Source organism: Rhodococcus sp. IEGM 1409 (assembly GCF_030056735.1).
GTDB lineage: Bacteria > Actinomycetota > Actinomycetes > Mycobacteriales > Mycobacteriaceae > Rhodococcus_F.
The window spans coordinates 333800-353033 of the sequence record NZ_JASHKN010000002.1; the positions used below are offsets into that span (position 1 = coordinate 333800).

At 63.6% G+C, this 19234-nt stretch carries 23 protein-coding genes; 12 read left to right on the forward strand and 11 right to left on the reverse strand.

Annotation, left to right across the window (positions count from 1 at the left end):
* Nucleotide 1: 1 nt before the first annotated feature.
* Entirely contained in the window at nucleotides 2-730 is a 729-nt protein-coding gene (locus QM716_RS07525) for an SIMPL domain-containing protein (protein ID WP_283303586.1), read from the reverse strand.
* Nucleotides 731-754: 24 nt separating this feature from the next.
* Nucleotides 755-1249, reverse strand: a complete 495-nt coding sequence (gene ybaK / locus QM716_RS07530; protein ID WP_283303587.1) for a Cys-tRNA(Pro) deacylase — start codon at nucleotides 1247-1249, stop codon at nucleotides 755-757.
* 207 nt (nucleotides 1250-1456) lie between these two features.
* On the opposite strand from ybaK, the gene QM716_RS07535 reads away from it, so the two are divergent.
* Together QM716_RS07535 and rsrA are read left to right on the forward strand one after the other, a co-directional pair.
* Nucleotides 1457-2182 (forward strand): sigma-70 family RNA polymerase sigma factor, encoded by a 726-nt coding sequence (locus QM716_RS07535; protein ID WP_502941975.1) that lies wholly within the window; start codon nucleotides 1457-1459, stop codon nucleotides 2180-2182.
* Nucleotides 2179-2460 (forward strand): mycothiol system anti-sigma-R factor, encoded by a 282-nt coding sequence (rsrA, locus tag QM716_RS07540; protein ID WP_283303588.1) that lies wholly within the window; start codon nucleotides 2179-2181, stop codon nucleotides 2458-2460. The genes QM716_RS07535 and rsrA overlap by 4 nt, the downstream gene beginning before the upstream one ends.
* Before the next feature lie 105 nt (nucleotides 2461-2565).
* Here the strand turns inward: rsrA and QM716_RS29335 are convergent, their stop codons facing one another.
* Nucleotides 2566-2640 (reverse strand): 50S ribosomal protein bL37, encoded by a 75-nt coding sequence (locus QM716_RS29335; RefSeq protein WP_022597109.1) that lies wholly within the window; start codon nucleotides 2638-2640, stop codon nucleotides 2566-2568.
* 136 nt (nucleotides 2641-2776) lie between these two features.
* On the opposite strand from QM716_RS29335, the gene QM716_RS07545 reads away from it, so the two are divergent.
* Nucleotides 2777-2992, forward strand: a complete 216-nt coding sequence (locus QM716_RS07545; RefSeq protein WP_007731208.1) for a biotin/lipoyl-binding carrier protein — start codon at nucleotides 2777-2779, stop codon at nucleotides 2990-2992.
* 8 nt (nucleotides 2993-3000) lie between these two features.
* Complete coding sequence (locus QM716_RS07550; RefSeq protein ID WP_283303589.1) at nucleotides 3001-4503, forward strand: sensor histidine kinase; 1503 nt, start codon at nucleotides 3001-3003, stop codon at nucleotides 4501-4503.
* A 119-nt stretch (nucleotides 4504-4622) separates the two neighbouring features.
* Here the strand turns inward: QM716_RS07550 and QM716_RS07555 are convergent, their stop codons facing one another.
* The gene (locus QM716_RS07555; RefSeq protein ID WP_003940950.1) at nucleotides 4623-4877 is read right to left on the reverse strand and encodes a WhiB family transcriptional regulator; all 255 of its coding nucleotides are present in this window, start codon (nucleotides 4875-4877) and stop codon (nucleotides 4623-4625) included.
* Nucleotides 4878-5132: 255 nt separating this feature from the next.
* Nucleotides 5133-6089 carry a diacylglycerol/lipid kinase family protein gene (locus QM716_RS07560; RefSeq protein WP_283303590.1) on the reverse strand — a complete coding sequence of 319 codons (957 nt, stop codon included), beginning with the start codon at nucleotides 6087-6089 and terminating at the stop codon, nucleotides 5133-5135.
* 41 nt (nucleotides 6090-6130) lie between these two features.
* On the opposite strand from QM716_RS07560, the gene QM716_RS07565 reads away from it, so the two are divergent.
* Nucleotides 6131-6613 carry a hypothetical protein gene (locus QM716_RS07565; protein ID WP_283303591.1) on the forward strand — a complete coding sequence of 161 codons (483 nt, stop codon included), beginning with the start codon at nucleotides 6131-6133 and terminating at the stop codon, nucleotides 6611-6613.
* A gap of 4 nt (nucleotides 6614-6617) precedes the next feature.
* Here the strand turns inward: QM716_RS07565 and QM716_RS07570 are convergent, their stop codons facing one another.
* Entirely contained in the window at nucleotides 6618-7097 is a 480-nt protein-coding gene (locus QM716_RS07570) for a GNAT family N-acetyltransferase (protein WP_283303592.1), read from the reverse strand.
* Nucleotides 7098-7107: 10 nt separating this feature from the next.
* Nucleotides 7108-7731, reverse strand: a complete 624-nt coding sequence (locus tag QM716_RS07575) for an acid phosphatase (RefSeq protein ID WP_283303593.1) — start codon at nucleotides 7729-7731, stop codon at nucleotides 7108-7110.
* A gap of 71 nt (nucleotides 7732-7802) precedes the next feature.
* On the opposite strand from QM716_RS07575, the gene QM716_RS07580 reads away from it, so the two are divergent.
* Nucleotides 7803-8600, forward strand: a complete 798-nt coding sequence (locus QM716_RS07580) for a ParA family protein (protein WP_283303594.1) — start codon at nucleotides 7803-7805, stop codon at nucleotides 8598-8600.
* A 15-nt stretch (nucleotides 8601-8615) separates the two neighbouring features.
* On the opposite strand, the gene QM716_RS07585 is transcribed toward QM716_RS07580, so the two are convergent.
* Complete coding sequence (locus QM716_RS07585) at nucleotides 8616-9818, reverse strand: Rv3212 family protein (RefSeq protein ID WP_283303595.1); 1203 nt, start codon at nucleotides 9816-9818, stop codon at nucleotides 8616-8618.
* A gap of 9 nt (nucleotides 9819-9827) precedes the next feature.
* Complete coding sequence (locus tag QM716_RS07590) at nucleotides 9828-11417, reverse strand: DEAD/DEAH box helicase (RefSeq protein ID WP_283303969.1); 1590 nt, start codon at nucleotides 11415-11417, stop codon at nucleotides 9828-9830.
* A gap of 400 nt (nucleotides 11418-11817) precedes the next feature.
* Here QM716_RS07590 and QM716_RS07595 point away from each other — a divergent pair, with 400 nt between their 5' ends.
* Nucleotides 11818-12513 carry a ferritin-like fold-containing protein gene (locus tag QM716_RS07595; protein WP_283303970.1) on the forward strand — a complete coding sequence of 232 codons (696 nt, stop codon included), beginning with the start codon at nucleotides 11818-11820 and terminating at the stop codon, nucleotides 12511-12513.
* A gap of 108 nt (nucleotides 12514-12621) precedes the next feature.
* A complete protein-coding gene (locus QM716_RS07600; RefSeq protein WP_003942312.1) occupies nucleotides 12622-12852 on the forward strand; it encodes a DUF3107 domain-containing protein in 231 nt (76 codons plus the stop codon).
* A gap of 85 nt (nucleotides 12853-12937) precedes the next feature.
* Here the strand turns inward: QM716_RS07600 and fasR are convergent, their stop codons facing one another.
* The gene (gene fasR / locus QM716_RS07605; RefSeq protein ID WP_230812633.1) at nucleotides 12938-13609 is read right to left on the reverse strand and encodes an HTH-type transcriptional activator FasR; all 672 of its coding nucleotides are present in this window, start codon (nucleotides 13607-13609) and stop codon (nucleotides 12938-12940) included.
* 330 nt (nucleotides 13610-13939) lie between these two features.
* Here fasR and QM716_RS07610 point away from each other — a divergent pair, with 330 nt between their 5' ends.
* The 3 genes from QM716_RS07610 to QM716_RS07620 are packed head-to-tail and all read left to right on the forward strand — an operon-like array spanning nucleotide 13940 to nucleotide 17121.
* Complete coding sequence (locus QM716_RS07610) at nucleotides 13940-14986, forward strand: DUF3152 domain-containing protein (protein ID WP_502941994.1); 1047 nt, start codon at nucleotides 13940-13942, stop codon at nucleotides 14984-14986.
* 47 nt (nucleotides 14987-15033) lie between these two features.
* Nucleotides 15034-16221 carry an adenylyltransferase/sulfurtransferase MoeZ gene (moeZ, locus tag QM716_RS07615; protein WP_283303596.1) on the forward strand — a complete coding sequence of 396 codons (1188 nt, stop codon included), beginning with the start codon at nucleotides 15034-15036 and terminating at the stop codon, nucleotides 16219-16221.
* Between the two features lie 45 nt (nucleotides 16222-16266).
* Nucleotides 16267-17121: a TIGR02569 family protein gene (locus QM716_RS07620; protein WP_007731227.1), complete on the forward strand. Its 855-nt coding sequence runs from the start codon at nucleotides 16267-16269 to the stop codon at nucleotides 17119-17121.
* Here the strand turns inward: QM716_RS07620 and QM716_RS07625 are convergent.
* Nucleotides 17118-17798: a FadR/GntR family transcriptional regulator gene (locus tag QM716_RS07625; RefSeq protein WP_283303597.1), complete on the reverse strand. Its 681-nt coding sequence runs from the start codon at nucleotides 17796-17798 to the stop codon at nucleotides 17118-17120. The two genes, QM716_RS07620 and QM716_RS07625, sit on opposite strands and share 4 nt — an antisense overlap.
* Before the next feature lie 104 nt (nucleotides 17799-17902).
* On the opposite strand from QM716_RS07625, the gene QM716_RS07630 reads away from it, so the two are divergent.
* The gene (locus QM716_RS07630) at nucleotides 17903-19162 is read left to right on the forward strand and encodes a CynX/NimT family MFS transporter (RefSeq protein ID WP_283303598.1); all 1260 of its coding nucleotides are present in this window, start codon (nucleotides 17903-17905) and stop codon (nucleotides 19160-19162) included.
* Nucleotides 19163-19234: the final 72 nt, after the last annotated feature.

The window sequence follows — 19234 nt, forward strand, 5'->3', positions numbered from 1 at the left end:
GTCAGCCGAGAGACCAGGTGACGGTCACTTCGAACGAAACCTGCTGGGTTCCCGGGGCGAGAACGATGTCGGACATCGAGGTGTCGGGAGCGCGCATGGTCTGGCCGCCGCTGGTGTCGTGCGCCTCGGTGATGGTCACGACGCTCTGGAGCGACGTACCGGAGAGATCCGCGTACTGCTCGGCACGGTTCTTCGCGTCCTCGAAAGCCCTGGTGCGTGCGTCGGCCAGAAGCTGAGAGTCGTCGTCGATGGCGAAGGCAACGTTGCCGAGCCGCGCTGCGTTTCCGCCCGCCGCGATACCGGCGTCCAGCACACCCGAAGCCTTGTCGAGATCGCGTACGACGATTCGTACCGAGTTGGTTGCCCGGTAGCCCGTCACGTTACCGCCGACGAACGGCCCACCAGTGGCGTCGTACTGCGGCTGAACGGACAGGTCGCTTGTCTGCACGTCCTCGGGGGCCACGCCGGCATTGACTATCGCGTCAATCATCTGGCGGGCCTTGTCATTCGACTCGGAAACCGCTCCCGATACATCCGCGGCGACAACCTCGATGCCGATGTCCGCGTTGAGGATGTCCGGTGCCCCCCGAACCTGTCCTGATCCGACCACCGTGACTTCCTTGGCGGCGCTGCCGGAACTCCCGCAGGCCGTCAGTGAGACGGTGAGGGCTGCGGCTGCGGCGGTCAGTGCAAAAGTTTTCAGGGGCGGACGCTTGGTTTGTGTACGCATGAACAGACCGTAGCGACCGGATCCTCAGCCCGCTGTGATTTGTGCGGTGACCGCGCCGCTCAGCTGGGCAAGGTCGGTCGGAGCCAGTTCGATTTCGAGGCCGCGCCGTCCGGCGCTGCAGAGAACCCGATCCCAGTCGAGAGCCGAGGCATCGATCACGGTCGGCAGTTTCTTGCGTTGGCCGAGCGGTGAGATACCACCGAAGACGTAGCCGCTCGAGCGCTCGGCTTCGGCGCGATCGGCCATGACGGCTTTGCTTGCACCGAGGGCAGCGGCTGCAGCTTTGAGTGAGAGTTTGTCCGGTACCGGCAGAACAGCGACGGCGAGCTTGCCCGAATCGAGTTTGACGACCAAGGTCTTGAAGATCTGGGCGGCCTCGACTCCCACCAACTCGGCCAGTGCTGTGACCGCCTCGTCGCCGAACGATTCGGCGCGTGGGTCGTGGTCGTAGCTGTGAACGCGGTGCGGTGTCTTCGACTTGGCGAGCAGTGCGGTCGCAGGGGTCGCTGTTCCGGCCATGACGAAGACCTTAGGTGGACCCCTCTGTCCGGACTCCGACCAGGCCGGGAACAGAGTCGCAGACTCCCGTGTTGGTACCAGTTGATGAAACTTGTCCCGAGAAGCGAAGGAGCGACCGTGCTGGCTGTGTGTGAGCCACCACCGGCCCGTGGGTCGGATCTTCAGTTGGCGGTAACCTTGATCCCTACGGCTAGTGAAGGGATCAGAGTGCTGGAACACGACCGGCCCAAGGACGAACCGTCGCAGGTTACCGAAGACGAACCGTCGGAGGTCACCGAACCTGTCGATGGTGCGGTGTCCGAAAGGCCCGAAACTGCGGATGAGTTGATTGCCCGGTTCGAGCGTGACGCGCTCCCGTTGCTCGACCAGTTGTACGGCGCTGCATTGCGTATGACGAGGAACCCGGCTGATGCCGAAGACCTCGTGCAGGAGACGTACGTCAAGGCGTACACAGCTTTCCGCTCGTTCCGTGCCGGTACCAACCTGAAAGCCTGGCTGTATCGGATTCTCACCAACACATACATCAACTCGTACCGGAAGAAGCAGCGCCAACCCGCGCAGTATCCGACGGACGAGATCACCGACTGGCAGTTGGCCGCCACCGCAGAGCACACGTCCACCGGTCTGCGTTCGGCCGAGGTGGAGGCGCTCGACGCTCTGCCGGACGACGACATCAAGGCGGCGCTGCAGTCGCTGCCCGAGGAATTCCGGATGGCGGTGTATTACGCGGACGTCGAGGGATTCCCGTACAAGGAGATCGCGGAGATCATGGGCACACCCATCGGGACGGTGATGTCACGGCTGCATCGTGGTCGTAAGCAATTGCGTGGTCTCTTGGCCGATGTCGCCAAAGACCGTGGATTCAATCGGAACGGCGCAGTCGACACGGCCACGGCCGGCACAGCCACCGAGGCGGAAGGTGTCAAACGATGAGTGAGCAGGACGAATTCGAAAGGCTCGACTGCTCGGCAGTCATCGCCGACGTCTGGTTGATGCTCGACGGTGAATGTGACGATTCGAGTCGCGCTCGCCTGCAGCGTCATATCGACGACTGCGGATCGTGCCTCGAGGCCTACGGGATCGAGGAGAAGGTCAAGAGCTTGATCAACCGCAAGTGCGGCGGGGATCACGCACCGGAAAGCCTGCGTCAGCGGCTCACCATCGAATTGCGTCGGACCATCGTCATCACGACTACCGAAGCCGACAGCTGACCCTTCAGTGAAGATCTGAAGGGCAGTAACCTCGAAAAGCAACAACGTCCGAGGGGCGGGGAAGCAATGCTTCCCCGCCCCTCGGACGTTTTGTTGCGCTACATGTCAGGCGTTTGGACGCTTGCCATGGTTAGCGGCGTTGCCCTTACGGCTGCGCTTCTTACGACCACGCTTACCCATGATTGGTCTCCCTTCTGTTTCTTTCGCGTCATTGTTTCACGCCGATGCCGGTGTGGTTCCATTGGCAGGTCGATCGAGTAATCCGTCGATGTATTTTCGTGGTCAGAGTGCAGTTCCGACAGAAGTGAGGTTCACGATGGCAGAAGACGTGCGCGCCGAGATGGTTTCGACGGTCTACCAGGTCGTCGTGAGCGAGGGAGACGTCGTCGCGGACGGCGACACCCTGGTCATCCTCGAATCGATGAAGATGGAAATTCCAGTCCTGGCCGAGGTTCCGGGAACGGTGACGACGGTGGGCGTCAAGGTCGGCGACGTGATTCAGCAAGGCGATCTGATCGCCGTGATCTCCTAAGTCGGACGATGTCCACTCTCAGTGACCTCCTCGCCGAACACACCGATCTCCCGGGTGCGGCGGTCGACCATCTCCAGCGCGTCGTGGGGGAGTGGCAACTGCTCGCCGACCTCTCTTTTGCTGACGTTCTCCTGTGGGTGGGCACCGAATCGGAGAAGAACCGTTCCGAAGGGACGGTCATCTGCGTAGCGCACTGCCGGCCGACAACGGCATCGACGGCTTTCCCGGAGGACGCGGTTGGAACGGTCGTTTCCGAGTCCGAGCATCCGCAGGTTCTTCGCGCTCTCGTGGAGGGCCGCGTTGTGCGTGGGGAAGACGAGACGTGGCGTGAAGGAATGCCGCCGCGTAGGGAAGCCGTTCCGGTGCGTCTGGACGGGCAAGTCATCGCAGTTCTGAGCCGCGACACCAACTTGTCGCACCAGCGAGCGCAGAGTCCGCTCGAGCTCGCGTATCTCGACTGCGCCGAAGACCTGTGCCAGATGATCAGCGACGGAACCTTCCCGATCCGAGAATCGCGCTCCGACACGAACTCGAGCCCACGTGCGGGCGATGGTTTCATCCGTCTCGACACCGAAGGCGCCGTCGTCTACGCCAGCCCGAACGCCCTCTCGGCGTATCACCGGATGGGCCTGAGTTCTGATCTGGTGGGACAAGATCTCGCGGCGTTGACCCGCTCGTTGGTCACCGACCCGTTCGAGTCTCAGGAAGCGGCGGGATACATCCGAGATACGTTGGCGGACAAGCCTGGCCGTCGAATGGAGATCGAGGCGCGTGGGGCGACAGTTCTGCTGCGTGCACTGGTTCTCAAGCCGGGAGGTCGGCACGTCGGTGCAGCGGTCGTCGTCCGCGACGTCACCGAGGTCAAGCGTCGTGATCGCGCGCTCCTGAGCAAGGACGCGACCATCCGCGAAATTCACCATCGAGTGAAGAACAACCTGCAAACCGTCGCGGCGCTTCTGCGCCTACAGGCCAGGCGAACCGGTAACGACGAAGCGCGACAAGCATTGACGGAATCGGTGAGGCGCGTGACGTCCATCGCCCTCGTTCACGACACCTTGTCGATGTCGGTGGACGAAGAGGTGGATCTCGACGAGGTGATCGACCGGTTGGTTCCCATGCTCTCCGATGTCGCGGGAGTAGGTGTGCCGGTGACGATTCGGCGCGAGGGAAGTTTCGGAGTGTTCTCCGCTGAGCGCGCCACCCCGCTGGTCATGGTGCTGACGGAGTTGGTGCAGAACGCGATCGAGCACGCTTTCGATCCGGGACTCACCGGCACGGTCACACTCAGCGCCGAGCGTTCTGCGCGCTGGTTGGACGTGATCATCCACGACAACGGGCGTGGCCTGCCGGAGAACTTCGACCTCGAGAAGTCCGATCGCCTCGGACTTCAGATCGTGCGGACTCTGCTGGGCGCCGAACTCGGCGGCTCGCTCGGACTGCACCCGGGAAGCGGTGGCGGCACCGACGCGGTTCTGCGTGTGCCGCTCGGTAGACGTACTGCGCGTTACTGATTCGAGCAGCACTAGTAATTCGAGTGGACAAAAAGCCCGGCACCATGTGGTGCCGGGCTGTCGTCTTCGACTGTGTGGAGGGGCTGTACTCCGCCGCAAGTCGAACGTCTCGGTTCTACCTAGACGGAAGTGCGTGCACGGGTACGTGCGTTGCGACGCTTGAGTGCGCGTCGCTCGTCTTCGCTCATTCCGCCCCAGACGCCTGCGTCCTGACCGGACTCGAGGGCCCAGGACAGGCACTCGGCGGTGACGGGGCAGCGGTTGCAGACAACCTTGGCATCAGCGATCTGAGCGAGGGCCGGTCCGCTGTTTCCCACGGGGAAGAACAGTTCGGGATCCTCGTCGCGACAGATTGCGTTGTGGCGCCAGTCCATCTTTTTTCGCTCCTTAATTGGGTGTGTATTCACACCATTTGGTACCAATGAGTTTGTGTGTGCGTCATCAACGTTTCCGCACTGTTACTTGTGAATGCTTTCACGAACTCGCGGTATGTCAATAGGTTTGAACGGGTTCGTGGGCCAACTCACTAATTTGTGACACACCTGACGGCCACCTGGTCGTCACCGGCATTTTACCCGATTTCGGCTATTCGGCACCAGAGTTTTTGCAGGTCAAACCTGTTGCCTGACTCACGTCGCGATCGGCGCGAACACTTCCAGTGCATCCGGGACCGAGGTGAATTCGACCTTTTCGCGCAGTCCGATGTAGTCGCCGTCCATCTGGAGTCCGATCGGTCGCGACGATTCGATGGTGATTGTCGAGACGTCGTCGGTGCGTAGGAGAACCTTCGATTTCGGCTCTGCCCCGCGTGCGAGGAGCTGGCGCACAACCCGCAGGGACGGTAGGACTTTGGTGCTCGTCATTGCGAAGATGCCGAGTCCACTGTCGAAGGTCGTTCCCGGATTGGTGTGTACGGGACGCTCTTCCAGATATGTCCACGGGCTCGAGTTCGACACGAACGCGTAGTGGACTCCGGGGACGGGATCCTGATCGGGAAGGTGGACTGTCAGGGCTGGTTCGGCTCGCTTGGCGCGGAAGAACGCTGCGATCGCGGTTCGGACATATCGGGCGGGAGTGGCAGCGTCACCATTTTTGCGGCTGGCATCGACGGCCTCACACACATCGGCGTCGAGGCCCATTCCGGCGTTGAACGTGAACCAACGGTTGTCGCAATGTGCGAGCCCGATTCGGCGTCTCGTCCGCTCCGAGAGTAGGTCGACGAGTTGGTTTGTGGCGTCGATCGGGTCGGCGGCAATACCGAGTGAACGCGCGAAAACGTTGGCCGAGCCCCCTGGAACGACCGCGATCGTCGGGATCGGACCGACCGGAACCGATTTCATCGACGCGGGATGCGGTGCCCCGAGCAGTCCGTTGACCACTTCGTTGACCGTTCCGTCGCCGCCGTGGACGATCACCGAGCCGAAGCCGTCTTCGTGGGCCTCGCGCGCCAGTTCGGCAGCGTGTCCCCGATGTGTGGTGTGCGCCACAGTAAGTCGCACCCGGCTCTCGAGGGCGTGTGCCAACAGGTCACGACCGGCAGCGGTGGTGGAGGTGGCATTGGGATTGACGATCAGCAGTGCGCGCACGGGGCATGAGCCTATCCGGTGTCGTGTTCTAGGCTGGCCTCGTGCCGAATACCGCCAGTCCGAACGCCCTGCCCAAGACAGTCAGATGGGCAGGTGCCCTCGTGACGCTGCAAGGGCTGGTTGCCGCCGGGTTCGCGATCGTCGCGGTGATTCGCGGCGCAACCGGGCACGATCAGAGCGTCACCAACGGGTACGGCTTCGCCGCCTGGGTCGCGATTCTCGGGGGCGCGGTGTTGGCTGCAGGGATCGCTCTGCTGACCGGTCGCCGGTGGGGCCGGGCAATCGCCGTCGTCGCCCAGTTGCTGCTCCTGCCGGTCGCCTGGTCGCTGCTGACCGATTCGCATCAGGTGCCGCTCGGCGTCGTTCTGGGTGTCGTCGTTCTCGGCGCCCTCGGCTGCCTGTTCTCGGCGCCGACGTCTCGGTGGATGGCAGCGGAGTACGGAGCGTACGCAGACGAGGTATCGCCGGAAGAGGGAAACCCCGGCGCTGACGAGCCCGAAGAGCCGCAGGACAGGAAGGGCTGAACGCCTACTCTGCTTCGGCGGCGAGAGCTCCGAGGTGGGTGCCGGTCAGGCGATACGTGGTCCACTCTGTTTTTGCGTCGGCGCCGAGTGACTCGTAGAACTTGATCGAGGGTGTGTTCCAGTTGATCACCGACCAGGACAGCCGCGTGTAGTCGTTGTCGGTGCACTCCTTGGCGAGCGCGGCCAGAAGTGCCTTACCGTGCCCTGATCCGCGTTGGCTGGGCTTGACGTACAGATCTTCGAGGTAGATACCGTGCGCGCCGTCCCAGGTCGAGAAATTGCGAAACCACAGCGCCATGCCGACGACGTTGTCGGCTGAATTCACAGCGACGTGCGCGAAAGCCGTCGCGGCCGGCCCGAACAGAGCCTCGCCGATCTGTTCCGCCTTCACAGTGCACTCGTCGAGGGCCTTCTGGTAGTCCGCCAACTCGTAGATCATGTCGGTGATCGGCTGGACGTCTGCGGGTGTGGCGCGTCGAATCATGGAGAGAATCTTAGGCCTCTACCAGCGGCGGCACATTGTGATGAACGAGGTGGGTGGCGCCGTGCTCGTAACCGAGAACCGTGTATGCACCCGGGAACAACGCGAAGCGCTTTCCTTCCGTCACCGGGAGCTCGAGCCAGCGGGCGATGAGTGCGCGCGAGAAGTGTCCGTGCCCGATCAAGATCACATCCCGCTCGGGTAGTTGCGAACGGACCATCGACAGCACCATGTCGGTGCGGGCATGGATCTGATCCGACTGCTCGCCGCCGGGGCACGGGTGCGTCCAGACGGTCCAATCGGGCACTGTTGCGCGGATCTCGGGCGTCGTGAGGCCCTCGTAATCGCCGTAGTCCCATTCGGAGAGCGCATCCCAGGTTCGTTCCTCCGGAAGGCCGGCGAGATCACCCGTCAACTGAGCGCGCAAGCGAGGACTCGTGAGAATCATCGGATTGCGGAGGTCGAGTGTCCGCAGGCGGTTTCCGGTCGCGGTGGCCTGCATCTCGCCGAGCGGAGTCAGCGGAACCTCGGTCCGACCCGTGTGTTTCCCGGTGCGCGCCCACTCGGTTTCGCCGTGGCGCATGAGTACGACGCGAGCATTGAGGGGGATAGACGAGGGGGCGGACTGGGAAGCCATGTGGACCATCATTGCAGGCTGCCCAGCGTGTGTAGCTCGCCTCCTGGCGCGAAGTGCGCAAGGATCGACGTGTGACGACGGTTCTCGCAGTGGCGAATCAAAAGGGCGGCGTGGCTAAAACCACCACGGTCGCCTCCCTCGGTGCGGCTTTGTCCGCGCTCGGACAGCGAGTCCTGGTGGTGGATCTCGACCCGCAGGGCTGCCTGACGTTCTCGCTCGGACACAATCCGGATCGCCTCGAGCGTTCGGTCAACGAGGTCCTGGCGGGTGATCTCGACGCGGTTGACGCCGTGCTGAAGACAGAAGACGGCATGGACCTCCTGCCGGCGACCATCGATCTCGCGGGCGCCGAGGCGCTGCTCCTGATGCGACCCGGTCGAGAGTTCGCGCTCAAGCGGGCGCTGTCTCCGCTCCTGGGTAGTTACGACGTCATCATCATCGACTGCCCACCGTCGTTGGGAGTGCTCACACTCAACGGATTGACTGCGGCGCAGTCGGTTCTGGTCCCGCTGCAATGCGAGACCCTCGCGCACCGCGGCGTCGGACAGCTGCTGCGTACGGTTCGTGAAGTCCAGGCCATCACCAACCCGGATCTTGTTCTGCTCGGCGCACTTCCGACTCTGTACGACGCTCGGACCACTCACAGTCGCGACGTGCTCGCCGACGTCAGCGACCGCTACTCCCTGGCCGTTCTGGCGCCGCCGATCCCACGCACCGTCAAGTTCGCGGAGGCCTCTGCTTCGGGCGCGACGGTCCTCGCCGGACGAAAGAACAAAGGCGCGGACGCCTATCGTGAACTTGCCGACAATCTCGTAAAGCATTGGGCTGGAAACGAAGTCGTGACTTTCGCGCCGGAACTGGCGCTCTGACCACAGCGGGGGTTACTAGCGCAGTGCGAACACGCTGTCGCCGCGCTGCTCCAGAATCGTCTCGCCCGCACCGGTGAGCACGATCGGTGTCGCCGTCTCACCGCGGTCCACTGCGATCATGCGCTGAACTGTTCCGTCCGACGGGCTGACGGCTGCAATACCGCCCGGTACGGGGATGAGCATCTGACCGGCGACCATGCTTCCGGGCCCGGACGTTCCGTTGACGATCCACGTCGGAGCGAGATCGCTCAGGCGGAGGTTGACGGTCTGCGAGCCGGTCCACCACGTGATCGAAGCCTTGTCGGCGTGCGTGCGGGCGCCTTCGGTGACCGCTCCCTCGATCGGATAGTCGACGATCGGATTGCCAGATCCGTCGAAAATGCTGATGCGAGAAACGGTTCCGTTGGCGGCGGGGAGATAGACAGCCGTCTTCTCGCCGGCCACGGCAAGCAGGCGGGCGCCCTCGGAGTCGAGGAGAATCGCGGATCCGTACTCTTCCGGTTCCTGGGCGTCCTTGGGTGCGGGATTCATCACCGTCAACCTGTTGGAGGCTTCACCGGGGCAGCGTTCGAGTACCGAGACACGGTTGGCGCTCGACGCAGCGTCGAGCAGCGTGCATCCGGTGCGGGGTTGCTTGTTGGGATTGACCTTCGCGTCGACCCGGCCGTACTCGAGGGTTCGGACCAGGTCCGAGCGCCACAGTTCCATTCGCTCACTGCCGCGCGAAATCAGATAGGTGCCGTCCGCTGAAAGGCTGACCGCGGAATCGGCGTCGCTGTTGCGTTGGTCCTTGCGGGCGCCGGTGTCGGCGACCAGCGACGTGACCTGTGAGCAACCACGATTGTCTTGGTAGACACTGACGACGCGATCCCACGAACCGATCGCGCCGCACAGGGGGATGTTGCGCGCGTATCGCCACACTTCTTCGCCCGTAGCCGGATCGCGGCCGATCACTTCGGAGCCGTCGGCAGTGACGACGGCATTTCCGACGGTGATGGGCGCCGTCGAGTCGGCGCTGGAGGATTCCCACGTCTGCTCGAGAATGTCGGGCAACAACACCGACGTCGACAGAGGTGGGAGTGACGTGTCAGCGGTGACCGAGGTGGTTCCGTGCGCATCACTGCGCAGCCACACCACGGTCACCGCTACGACTACGGCCAGCGCGAGAGCCAGCGCACCGATCAGATCTGAGCGAGTACGCCTTTCAGGAGCCAGCACATCGGCAGCTTACTCTGCGGCGCCTGCCGTCGCGGTAGCCGCGGGGCGGCGACGCCGACGGCGACGCGGCTTGGCTGCTCCGTCGTCGTCCGCGTTCTCGGCACCGGTTGCGGCGGGTGCCGAAGGGGGAGCGGTGGTCGCGGTAGCGGTGCTGGACGTCGCGGCGTCGGCCGAAGCGCCGGCGCGGGTGCGGCGACGGGTCCGGTTGCGGCGGGGAGCGGTCTTCTCGTCGCCGGCGTCGGAATCGGTGGTCTTCGGCGCGTCTGCCTTGTCCGTTGCAGCCTTCTCGGGCGCAGCCTTCGCCTTGCGAACCGTGCCCTTGGCGTCGGCCGGAATCGACAGCTCTTCGTAGAGGTGCGGCGAGCTCGAGTACGTCTCGACCGGATCGGGCATTCCGAGGCTCAGGGCCTTGTCGATCAGCTGCCAGCGAGGGATGTCGTCCCAGTCGACCAACGTGACGGCGATGCCGGTGCGGCCTGCACGGCCGGTACGACCGATGCGGTGCACGTAGGTCTTCTCGTCCTCGGGGCACTGGTAGTTGATGACGTGGGTGACGTCGTCGATGTCGATACCGCGGGCAGCGACGTCGGTGGCGACCAAAACGTCGACCTTGCCGTTACGGAAGCCCTTCAGTGCCTTTTCACGGGCGATCTGTCCGAGGTCACCGTGGACGGCACCGACGGAGAAGCCGCGCTCGGCAAGATCGTCGGCAACCTTCTGGGCGGTGCGCTTGGTACGGGTGAAGACCATCGTCGCGCCGCGGCCTTCGGCCTGCAGAACGCGGGCGACCATCTCGGCTTTGTCGAGCGCGTGCGCACGGTAGATGTGCTGGCTCGTGCGGTCGTGCACTGCGGAGGATTCAGCCTCTTCGGCGCGGATGTGCGTCGGCTGCGTCAGGAAGGTGCGCGCCAGGGTGATGATCGGGCCGGGCATCGTCGCGGAGAAGAGCATCGTCTGACGCTTGTCGGGAACCATGCCCATGAGGCGTTCGATGTCGGGCAGGAAGCCGAGGTCGAGCATTTCGTCGGCCTCGTCGAGGACGAGGACGCCGACCTTGCCCAGGATCAGGTGTGACTGGTTTGCAAGGTCGAGCAGGCGGCCCGGGGTGCCGACGACGACGTCGACGCCCTTCTGGAGTGCCGAGATCTGCGCCTCGTAGGGCCGGCCACCGTAGATGGGCAGAACCTGAAGACCGCGATCGCCGACGCGGAGGTACTTGCTGGCGTTCTCGAGGTCGCGGGCGACCTGGACGCACAGTTCGCGGGTGGGAACGATGATCAGGGCGCGAGGCGTGCCGTCGAGGACAGCCGTGCCGTTCTCGGCGGTGACGATGCGATGCAGGAGCGGAACGCCGAAACCGAAGGTCTTGCCCATTCCGGTTCGTGCCTGACCGATGAGGTCGTCACCGGCGAGCGCCAACGGAAGGGTGAGTTCCTGGATGGCGAAGGTGCGCTCGATGCCGATCTCGTTCAGTGCGCGGACGATTTCGTCGCGGACACCGAGCTCGGCAAAGGTCGGAGGTACATGGGTGTCGTCGAGCTGGACGGAAACGGTGTTCTCGGTTGCTTCGTCTTCGTGGTCGACAGTGATCTTGCTCAGGGGACTAGCCTTTCCTCGTGGCGGTACGCACGCACAAGGTAAGGGGCCAGGCCGTAAGTCGGCCGATGTCGATGCCCTCTTTTTCGTCGGTCATGCCTACGCCTCAGCACTGAATTCACCTCGGATGGATTCGAACCGTCCGGTGATCTCGGCGAAGCGGGCAACGACCTTCTATGCAGGTGCGCGCACATTATCGGTGGGGTTCGCGTGAGCACAGTCGTGTCGGCTGATCTAGCGCAGCCGTCCCGGCTAACCAAAAGGGCCGGGGGAACTGGCGAACTCCCAAGACCATTGTAGCTGCACGTTGTCCGTCCCTCGCGAGGACATGTCGAAGATCACCGAATCGGACATGCGGTCCTTGGCGGTCGCGTCGGCCGCCGAAGCACTACAGTTCGTAGCTATGGGCGCACACGATCTTGATGCTTCGACGGACGCTGGAACCGGAGGCCGAGTCGCTTCCGATCACCCCGGCGTGATCGATTTGTTCGGCGTTCTCGCGTATGGCGAGATTTCGGCGTTCTACCGTTTGGCGGAAGACGCACAAATGGCACCGGACCTGCGAGGCAAGGTGGCGTTCGCCAGCATGGCCGCCGCCGAGATGGACCACTTCGAGACTCTGGAAACAGCCCTCACGGAACGTGGCCACGAGATCTTTGCCGTCATGGACCCGTTCGTTCGCGCGCTCGACAATTATCACGCGTCGACGACGCCCTCGACGTGGCTGGAATCGCTCGTGAAGGCGTATGTCGGAGACGGAATCGCTGCCGATTTCTACCGCGAGATCGGACACTCCCTCCCTGCGGATGTGGCCGAGATCGTGGAGGACGTGCTGTCTCAGACGGGCCACTCGGAGTTCGTGGTGCTCGAGGTGAAGGCCGCAGTAGAGGCCAGCACCCGCGCCAAGGACCGGTTGATGCTGTGGGGACGCCGACTCCTCGGTGAGGCGATCACGCAGGCACAGTTCGTGCTGGCGCAGCGTGAGGACCTCACGGATCTGGTGATCTCGGCCTCCGGTGACCTCAACGGAGTTGTTGCGTTGTTCGACGGTATGCAGGCCAAGCACGCCGAGCGGATGGCGATTCTCGGACTCGTCTAGGCGCTGTGTTCGCTCTGGGCACAGCGTGCGGAGGAGCGTGCGCGGTCTCTGCTGCATTAGCCTTGCGTCGACAACGGATGTAATTCACGAACAGTTCGGAGGTTGACCGTGGAGGTCAAGATCGGTGTAATCGACAGCCCGCGTGAGCTCATCGTCAACAGCGAACAGACCCCTGACGAGGTCGAGACACTGGTCGCGGCGGTCCTCGGTGGGCGCGAGCCTGTTCTGGCACTCGTCGACGACAAGGGCCGCAAGTTCCTGGTGCAGGCCTCTCGCGTGGCGTACGTGGAGATCGGCCCGTCCGATATCCGCAAGGTCGGGTTCGCGCCTACCGTCTGACGCGCAGCTGTAAGAAACAGAATGGGCGGGCAGTCTCACGACTGCCCGCCCATTCGTGTGTGTGTGTGTGTGTGTGTGTGACGAGTTACTTGGTTTCGGCCTGCAGCGGTACGTGAGAGAGACCGCCCCACGCCAGTGCCACCGTGATCTCGACGGCTTCTTCCTTGGGGATGGGCCGTGCAGCTTCGAGCCAGTACCGCGCGGTGAACTGGCTGGCACCGACAAGCCCGACGGCAAGGATGCGTGCACGATAGGGATCAAGTCCGGAATCCTGGCTGACCAGGTCGAACACGGCGTCGACGCAGGCTTCGGTGGCCTGTTCGACGCGCGTCTGCACCTGGGGCTCGCCCATGATGTCGGACTCGAACACCAGGCGGAAACCCTGCGAGTCGTTGTCGACGAAGTCGAAGAACGCCTGGACTGCGGCGCGGACACGCTGTTTGTTGTCCGTCGTCGACCGCAGAGCTTGGCGCACTCCTGAGATGAGACTGTCGACATAGCTCTGGAGAACCGCTACGTACAGCTCGAGCTTGCCTGGGAAATGTTGGTACAAGACTGGTTTGCTGACACCGGCGCATTCGGCGATCTCGTCCATACCGGCCGAGTGGTACCCGTTCGCGACGAAGACCTCGCTTGCAGCTGCGAGGAGCTGGAGGCGGCGCGCATCGCGGGGGAGGCGGGTGCTGCGACGTGTTCCGGCAGGCTTGCCAGCCGTTGTACCGCGATCGGAGTCTGTCCGATCCGCGAGTTCTGTCATGTCGCTTCCAATCTGAGCAAAAGTAAAATTCGGTCGGCGCGCGGATCCGCGAGTCGCGTGTGCGTACCCGCCAGTATCCTCCGTCACACCGGTCGTAGCCGAATGAACGATACCGTGTGTCGCCCGGGCGAGTCGCGTGTGCCTCGGTGAGCGAGACCAGCGGTCTTTCTCGTTACACGACGGGTCGCCATGACACGCCAGGACCAGCAGGTTTCGGTCAGCCTGGGCGAGCGACTTGCCGTGTGTGAGATTCTGGACGACGTGACTGACCCAGGGGGACCGCGCATGCGTGGACGAACTACGCAGAACCCTGATCGTGAGGAACTTCGAATGCGTAGCGGAACTGGAGCGCCCCGCGACGAACGTCGGCCGGAGGTGCCGGACGATCGTGCCTACGGCGAACGCGACTATCGAGGCATTTCCTCCCATCAACCTTTGCGTGCCCAATGGGATCCGACCAAACGGGAAGTGGGCCGAACCCCGCGCAATCCGCGGCCGGACCGGGCAGCGCGGAAGCAGAGCAAGCTCGGGCGCTTCGTCTCGACGTACGGCTGGCGGGCCTACGCGATTCCGGTTCTCGTGGTGCTCACCATTCTTGTGATCGTCGATGCAGTACGTCCGGACACCACCGACTCTGCGAGTAAGACGTCGGCCACCGCCGACCTCGCCCACAGCACCGACGGAACCGACGTCATCGGCGCGCCACCGGCGGGAGACGGAACTTTTGCGTCGTCGATACCGTCCGGCGCACTTCCCGACGGTGGTCCGTTCACCGCCGCGGGCGGCGGAACGTGGCACGTCGTACCGGGAACGACGGGCAAGGTCGGACAGGGAACCGAACGCGAGTTCACGTACACGGTCGAGATCGAGGACGGCGTCGACACGACCGGCTTCGGCGGTGACGAATCGTACGGACGCATGGTCGATCAGACACTGGCCAATCCGAAGAGTTGGACCAATGATCCCAAGGTCGCGTTCCGGCGCGTCGACGCGGGCGAGCCGGACTTCCGGATCTCTCTGACCTCGCAGATGACGATCCGCGAAGGCTGCGGCTACGAAATCGAACTCGAAGGATCCTGCTACAACCCGAGCATGGACCGAGTCCTGCTCAACGAACCGCGGTGGGTGCGAGGCGCCATCTCGTTCCAGGGTGACATCGGCTCGTATCGGCAGTACCAGATCAATCACGAGGTCGGCCATGCCATCGGATACGCCGCTCATCAGCCGTGCGAGACCGAAGGCGGCCTCGCACCGATCATGATGCAGCAGACCTTCGGAACCGCGAACAACGACATCGCTAGGCTTGATCCCGAGGGCGTCGTTCCGATGAACGGACTCACGTGCCGCTTCAATCCATGGCCGTACCCCCGAGCGTGACCGGATCGAGAACCCCTGATCTCGTCTTGAACTAGGAGTGTTTCGCGGTGTCTGCAACACCCGTCGTATTGCCACCACTGGTGGAGCCGGCAGCCGAGTTGAGCCGGGAGGAAGTTGCCCGATACAGCAGGCACCTGATCATTCCGAACGTCGGCATGACCGGCCAGAAGCGGCTCAAGAATGCACGAGTCCTCTTCATCGGCGCCGGTGGATTGGGTTCGCCTGCACTGCTCTATCTCGCGGCCGCAGGAGTGGGCACGATCGGAATCGTCGAGTTCGACGAGGTCGACATGTCGAACCTGCAGCGTCAGGTGATTCACGGACGTTCCGACGTCGGACGCCCGAAGGCGGTCAGCGCGAAAGAGTCGATTCTCGAGATCAACGAACACGTCGACGTCCGACTGCACGAGTTCCGCCTGGACAACTCCAACGCGGTCGAGTTGTTCTCCGAGTACGACCTGATCCTCGACGGCACGGACAACTTCGCGACGCGGTACCTCGTCAACGATGCCGCCGTGATCGCCGGAAAGCCGTACGTGTGGGGCTCGATCTACCGCTTCGAAGGGCAGGTCTCGGTCTTCTGGGAAGACGCCCCGGACGGCGCGGGACTGAACTATCGCGACCTCTACCCGGAGGCGCCGCCGCCGGGCATGGTCCCCTCGTGTGCCGAGGGCGGTGTTCTCGGAGTCTTGCCGGCGACCATCGGTTCGATCATGGCGACCGAGGCGGTCAAGCTCATCACCGGAATCGGTGAACCTCTTCTCGGACGCCTGATGATCTACGACGCACTTGCGATGACGTTCCGGACGATCCGCCTTCAGCGTGATCCGACCCGCGTTCCGGTCACCGCCTTGATCGACTACGACGCGTTCTGCGGTGTCGTGTCCGAAGAGGCGAGCGCTGCCGCTGCCGGCTCGACGATCACGGCGCCGGAACTGGAGGCCATGATCGGCGAGGGTCGATCGATCGAATTGGTCGACGTACGAGAACCGGTCGAATGGGACATCATGCATCTGCCGGGGGCGGTGCTGATCCCGAAGGACCGCATTCTGTCCGGTGAGGCCCTGGCGACCTTGCCGCAGAACAAGCAGATAGTCCTGTACTGCAAGACCGGAATTCGTTCGGCCGAGGCACTTGCCTTTCTCAAGAACGCCGGCTTCGCCGACGCAGTTCACGTTCAAGGCGGCGCGATCGCCTGGGCGAACCAAGTGGATGCGAGTCTGCCGGTCTATTAGGCGCGCCTCGCGGGAGGCGGCGCTGCGCACCGGTAGCGTTGTGGTGTGAGCACAGGACAACCTCCCCAGCACGTGTGCTCCACCTTCGGTCTCCGTGAAGTCGATCCCATCCCACTCGGTGCGGATTGGGACGGCGGTTGGCTGTGTGGAGACGTCGTCCTTTCAGCAGTCGCGGATCATGCCCGCGCAGCGTGGTCGGCGAAGGTGCGAGAGAACCTCGAAGTCGACGGTGTTCGGTTGGCTCGACCGGTGCGTTCGACCGACGGTCGTTACGTCGTCTCGGGCTGGCGCGCCGACACATTCATCGTCGGATCGCCGGAACCGCGTCACGACGAAGTGGTCTCGATGTCCTGCCGACTGCATGCTGCAACGGCCTCGCTCGAGCGCCCGCGCTTCCTTGCGCAACCGCCGGTGCCGCCGTGGGCCGAGGTCGACGTATTCGTCGCGGCTGATCGCGCGGCGTGGGAGACGGTCCCGCTGAGGATCGCGAAGGGCGTCGAGCAGCTCGAGACGCCTACGCCGGACGGCCGCAAGAGTTTGGAACTGATTGCCGGGCTCGCGACTTTGCGTAAGCCGGTGCAGAGTCCCGATCAGCTCGTGCACGGCGATTTGTTCGGGACAGTTCTTTTCTCGGGCAGTATGGCGCCCGGAATCACCGACATCACGCCGTATTGGCGTCCGGCAGCGTGGGCGGCCGCCGTCGCGGTGGTCGACGCGATCTCGTGGGGCGGTGCCGACGAGGCACTGGTCGGCCGTTGGGAAGACCTTCCCGAGTGGCCGCAGATGCTTCTACGTGCGGTGATGTTCCGCTTGGCCGTTCATGTTCTGCATCCTCGCTCGACGGCGGACGCGTTCCCGGGACTGGCCCGCACGTCGGACATCGTGCGCCTGCTGCTCTAGAGCGCCGCGCCTGCACCGAAGTCCGAGACCAGGCCCTCGAACAATTCGCGTGCGGCGTTCGAAGCGGCCACCGTGTCCCCGTCGACGACAGCGTTGACGAGCTTCGCGTGCTGCGAGTGGAATCCCTCGCCGGTCGCATCGATGTGCTGTTGAATCGTGGTTTCGATGACCGGGAGCAGGGAGTCGTAAAACTCCAGGTAGACCTCGTTGTGGCTGGCCGCGACGATCGCCCGGTGCAGGGCGACGTCCGCAGTTGTGGCGGCGTCGATGTCCTGGCCTTCCCACGATGCGGTGCGAAGCGTTAGTAACCGCGTCAGTTCGGCGATGTCGTTCTCGGTTCGGCGTGCGGCAGCGAGAGTGGCCGCAGTGATGTCGAGCGCGCGCCTTAGTTCGAGCACATCCCGCTGGTGGGCGCCGGCAAAGTAGTTGCCGAGAGTGCCACCGAGGTCGGAAAGGGCAACGACGTAGGTGCCCGATCCCTGACGACGTTCCAGCATGCCAGCGTGAACGAGCGCCTGGACCGCCTCGCGCACCGTGTTACGGCCGGTGCCGGTCAGCTCCGACAGTTCCGGTTCGGTGGGGATCTTGGAGCCGATCGACCAGGTTCCGCTCCGGATCTCGTTGCGGAGTTGTTCGGTGACCTGCGAGATGAGGCTTGCGCGTCGAACGGGTTGCACGTGGTGTTTCCTCGGGTCCGGGTTGTGACTCTGGGTAGTGGTGTGAATGTGACGTTAGAGTACCGCGCTTGTGCGAGTTCGTCCGGTCATCCTATGATTTGCCGGTGACTGCTCAACTGGAGAGAACCGAAACCCGCTCGTTGATACAAGGCCGTGTGCTCGTCTTCGCAGCGATTGCGATGTCTGCGCTCGTACTTCGACTTGCGGTGACCTCGTTCTCGCCGTTGGCGGCAGAGATTCGTGACGAGATCGGCTTCTCCGCCTCGATCGTCGGCGTCTTCGGCATGGTTCCGACCGCTATGTTCGCCATCTTCGGGCTCATCACCCCGGCCATCGCGAAACGCATCGGGCTCGAACGCACGGCCCTCGTTGCGATGCTGATGGCGGGCGTCGGAATGCTGTTGCGCGCCATGATGTCTCAGACGTGGTCGTTGCTGGCTCTGTCGGCTCTGGCGCTGGCCGGCATGGGAATCGGCAATGTCGTGATCCCGCCGTTGGTCAAGCGGTACTTCTCCGATCGCCTCGCCACCATGAGTTCGGTCTACATCGTGGCCGTGCAGATCGGCACCATCGTTCCGGCGTTCGTCGCAGTTCCGGTTGCCGACGCCTTCGGGTGGCGATTCTCGATCGGCTGGTGGTCCGCCTTCGGATTCGCCGCCGCAGTACCCTGGTTGATCACCCTCGCTCGCTCGCGTAAGGCTCGCGCGAACGCCGAGTCCGTCGAGAATGCATCGGATTCTGTTGCGGCAGTGACGGAACAGCCACGCGGGCAGGTCTGGCGTTCGCCCGTGGCCTGGGGGATGGCCGGCATGTTCGGCATGACTTCGCTGATCACCTATTCGATGTTCACGTGGATTCCCTCGATCCTTCGTGATGCCGGCGCCAGTGACGCCTTCGGCGGAACCATGGTCGGTATGTTCTCGGTGATCGGGCTCGTCGCAGCCTTCGGAGCACCGACGCTGTGCGCCCGCATGGCCAATCCGTTCCCCGTCGTGATCGCGTGTGCCGTCTGTTACCTCGTCGGAATGGGCGGACTCTACTTCGCCCCGATGGCGGCACCGATCGTGTGGGTTGTCGTCCTGGGCCTCGGCCCGAGTACGTTCCCGATGTCACTCACACTGATCAATCTGCGCACACGTTCGCACATCGGCTCCTCCGCCCTGTCCGGTTTCACCCAGGGCATCGGCTACTCCGTTGCCTGCCTCGGTCCGCTCCTGTTCGGCGTTTTCCATGACGTGTCCGGTGGATACGCTGCGCCGTTCGGCTTGCTCGTCGTCGCGGTGATCGTGGTGCTTCTGGGTGCCTACCAGGCGTGCAAGCCTCGGATGCTCGAGGACTCCTGGCACGCGCCCGCGAAAAACTAGCTCACATCCGGCCTTGTTACCGGGTGAGGATCAATTGACTTCGCGGTCATCGCGCGCAGCACCGGCGCAATA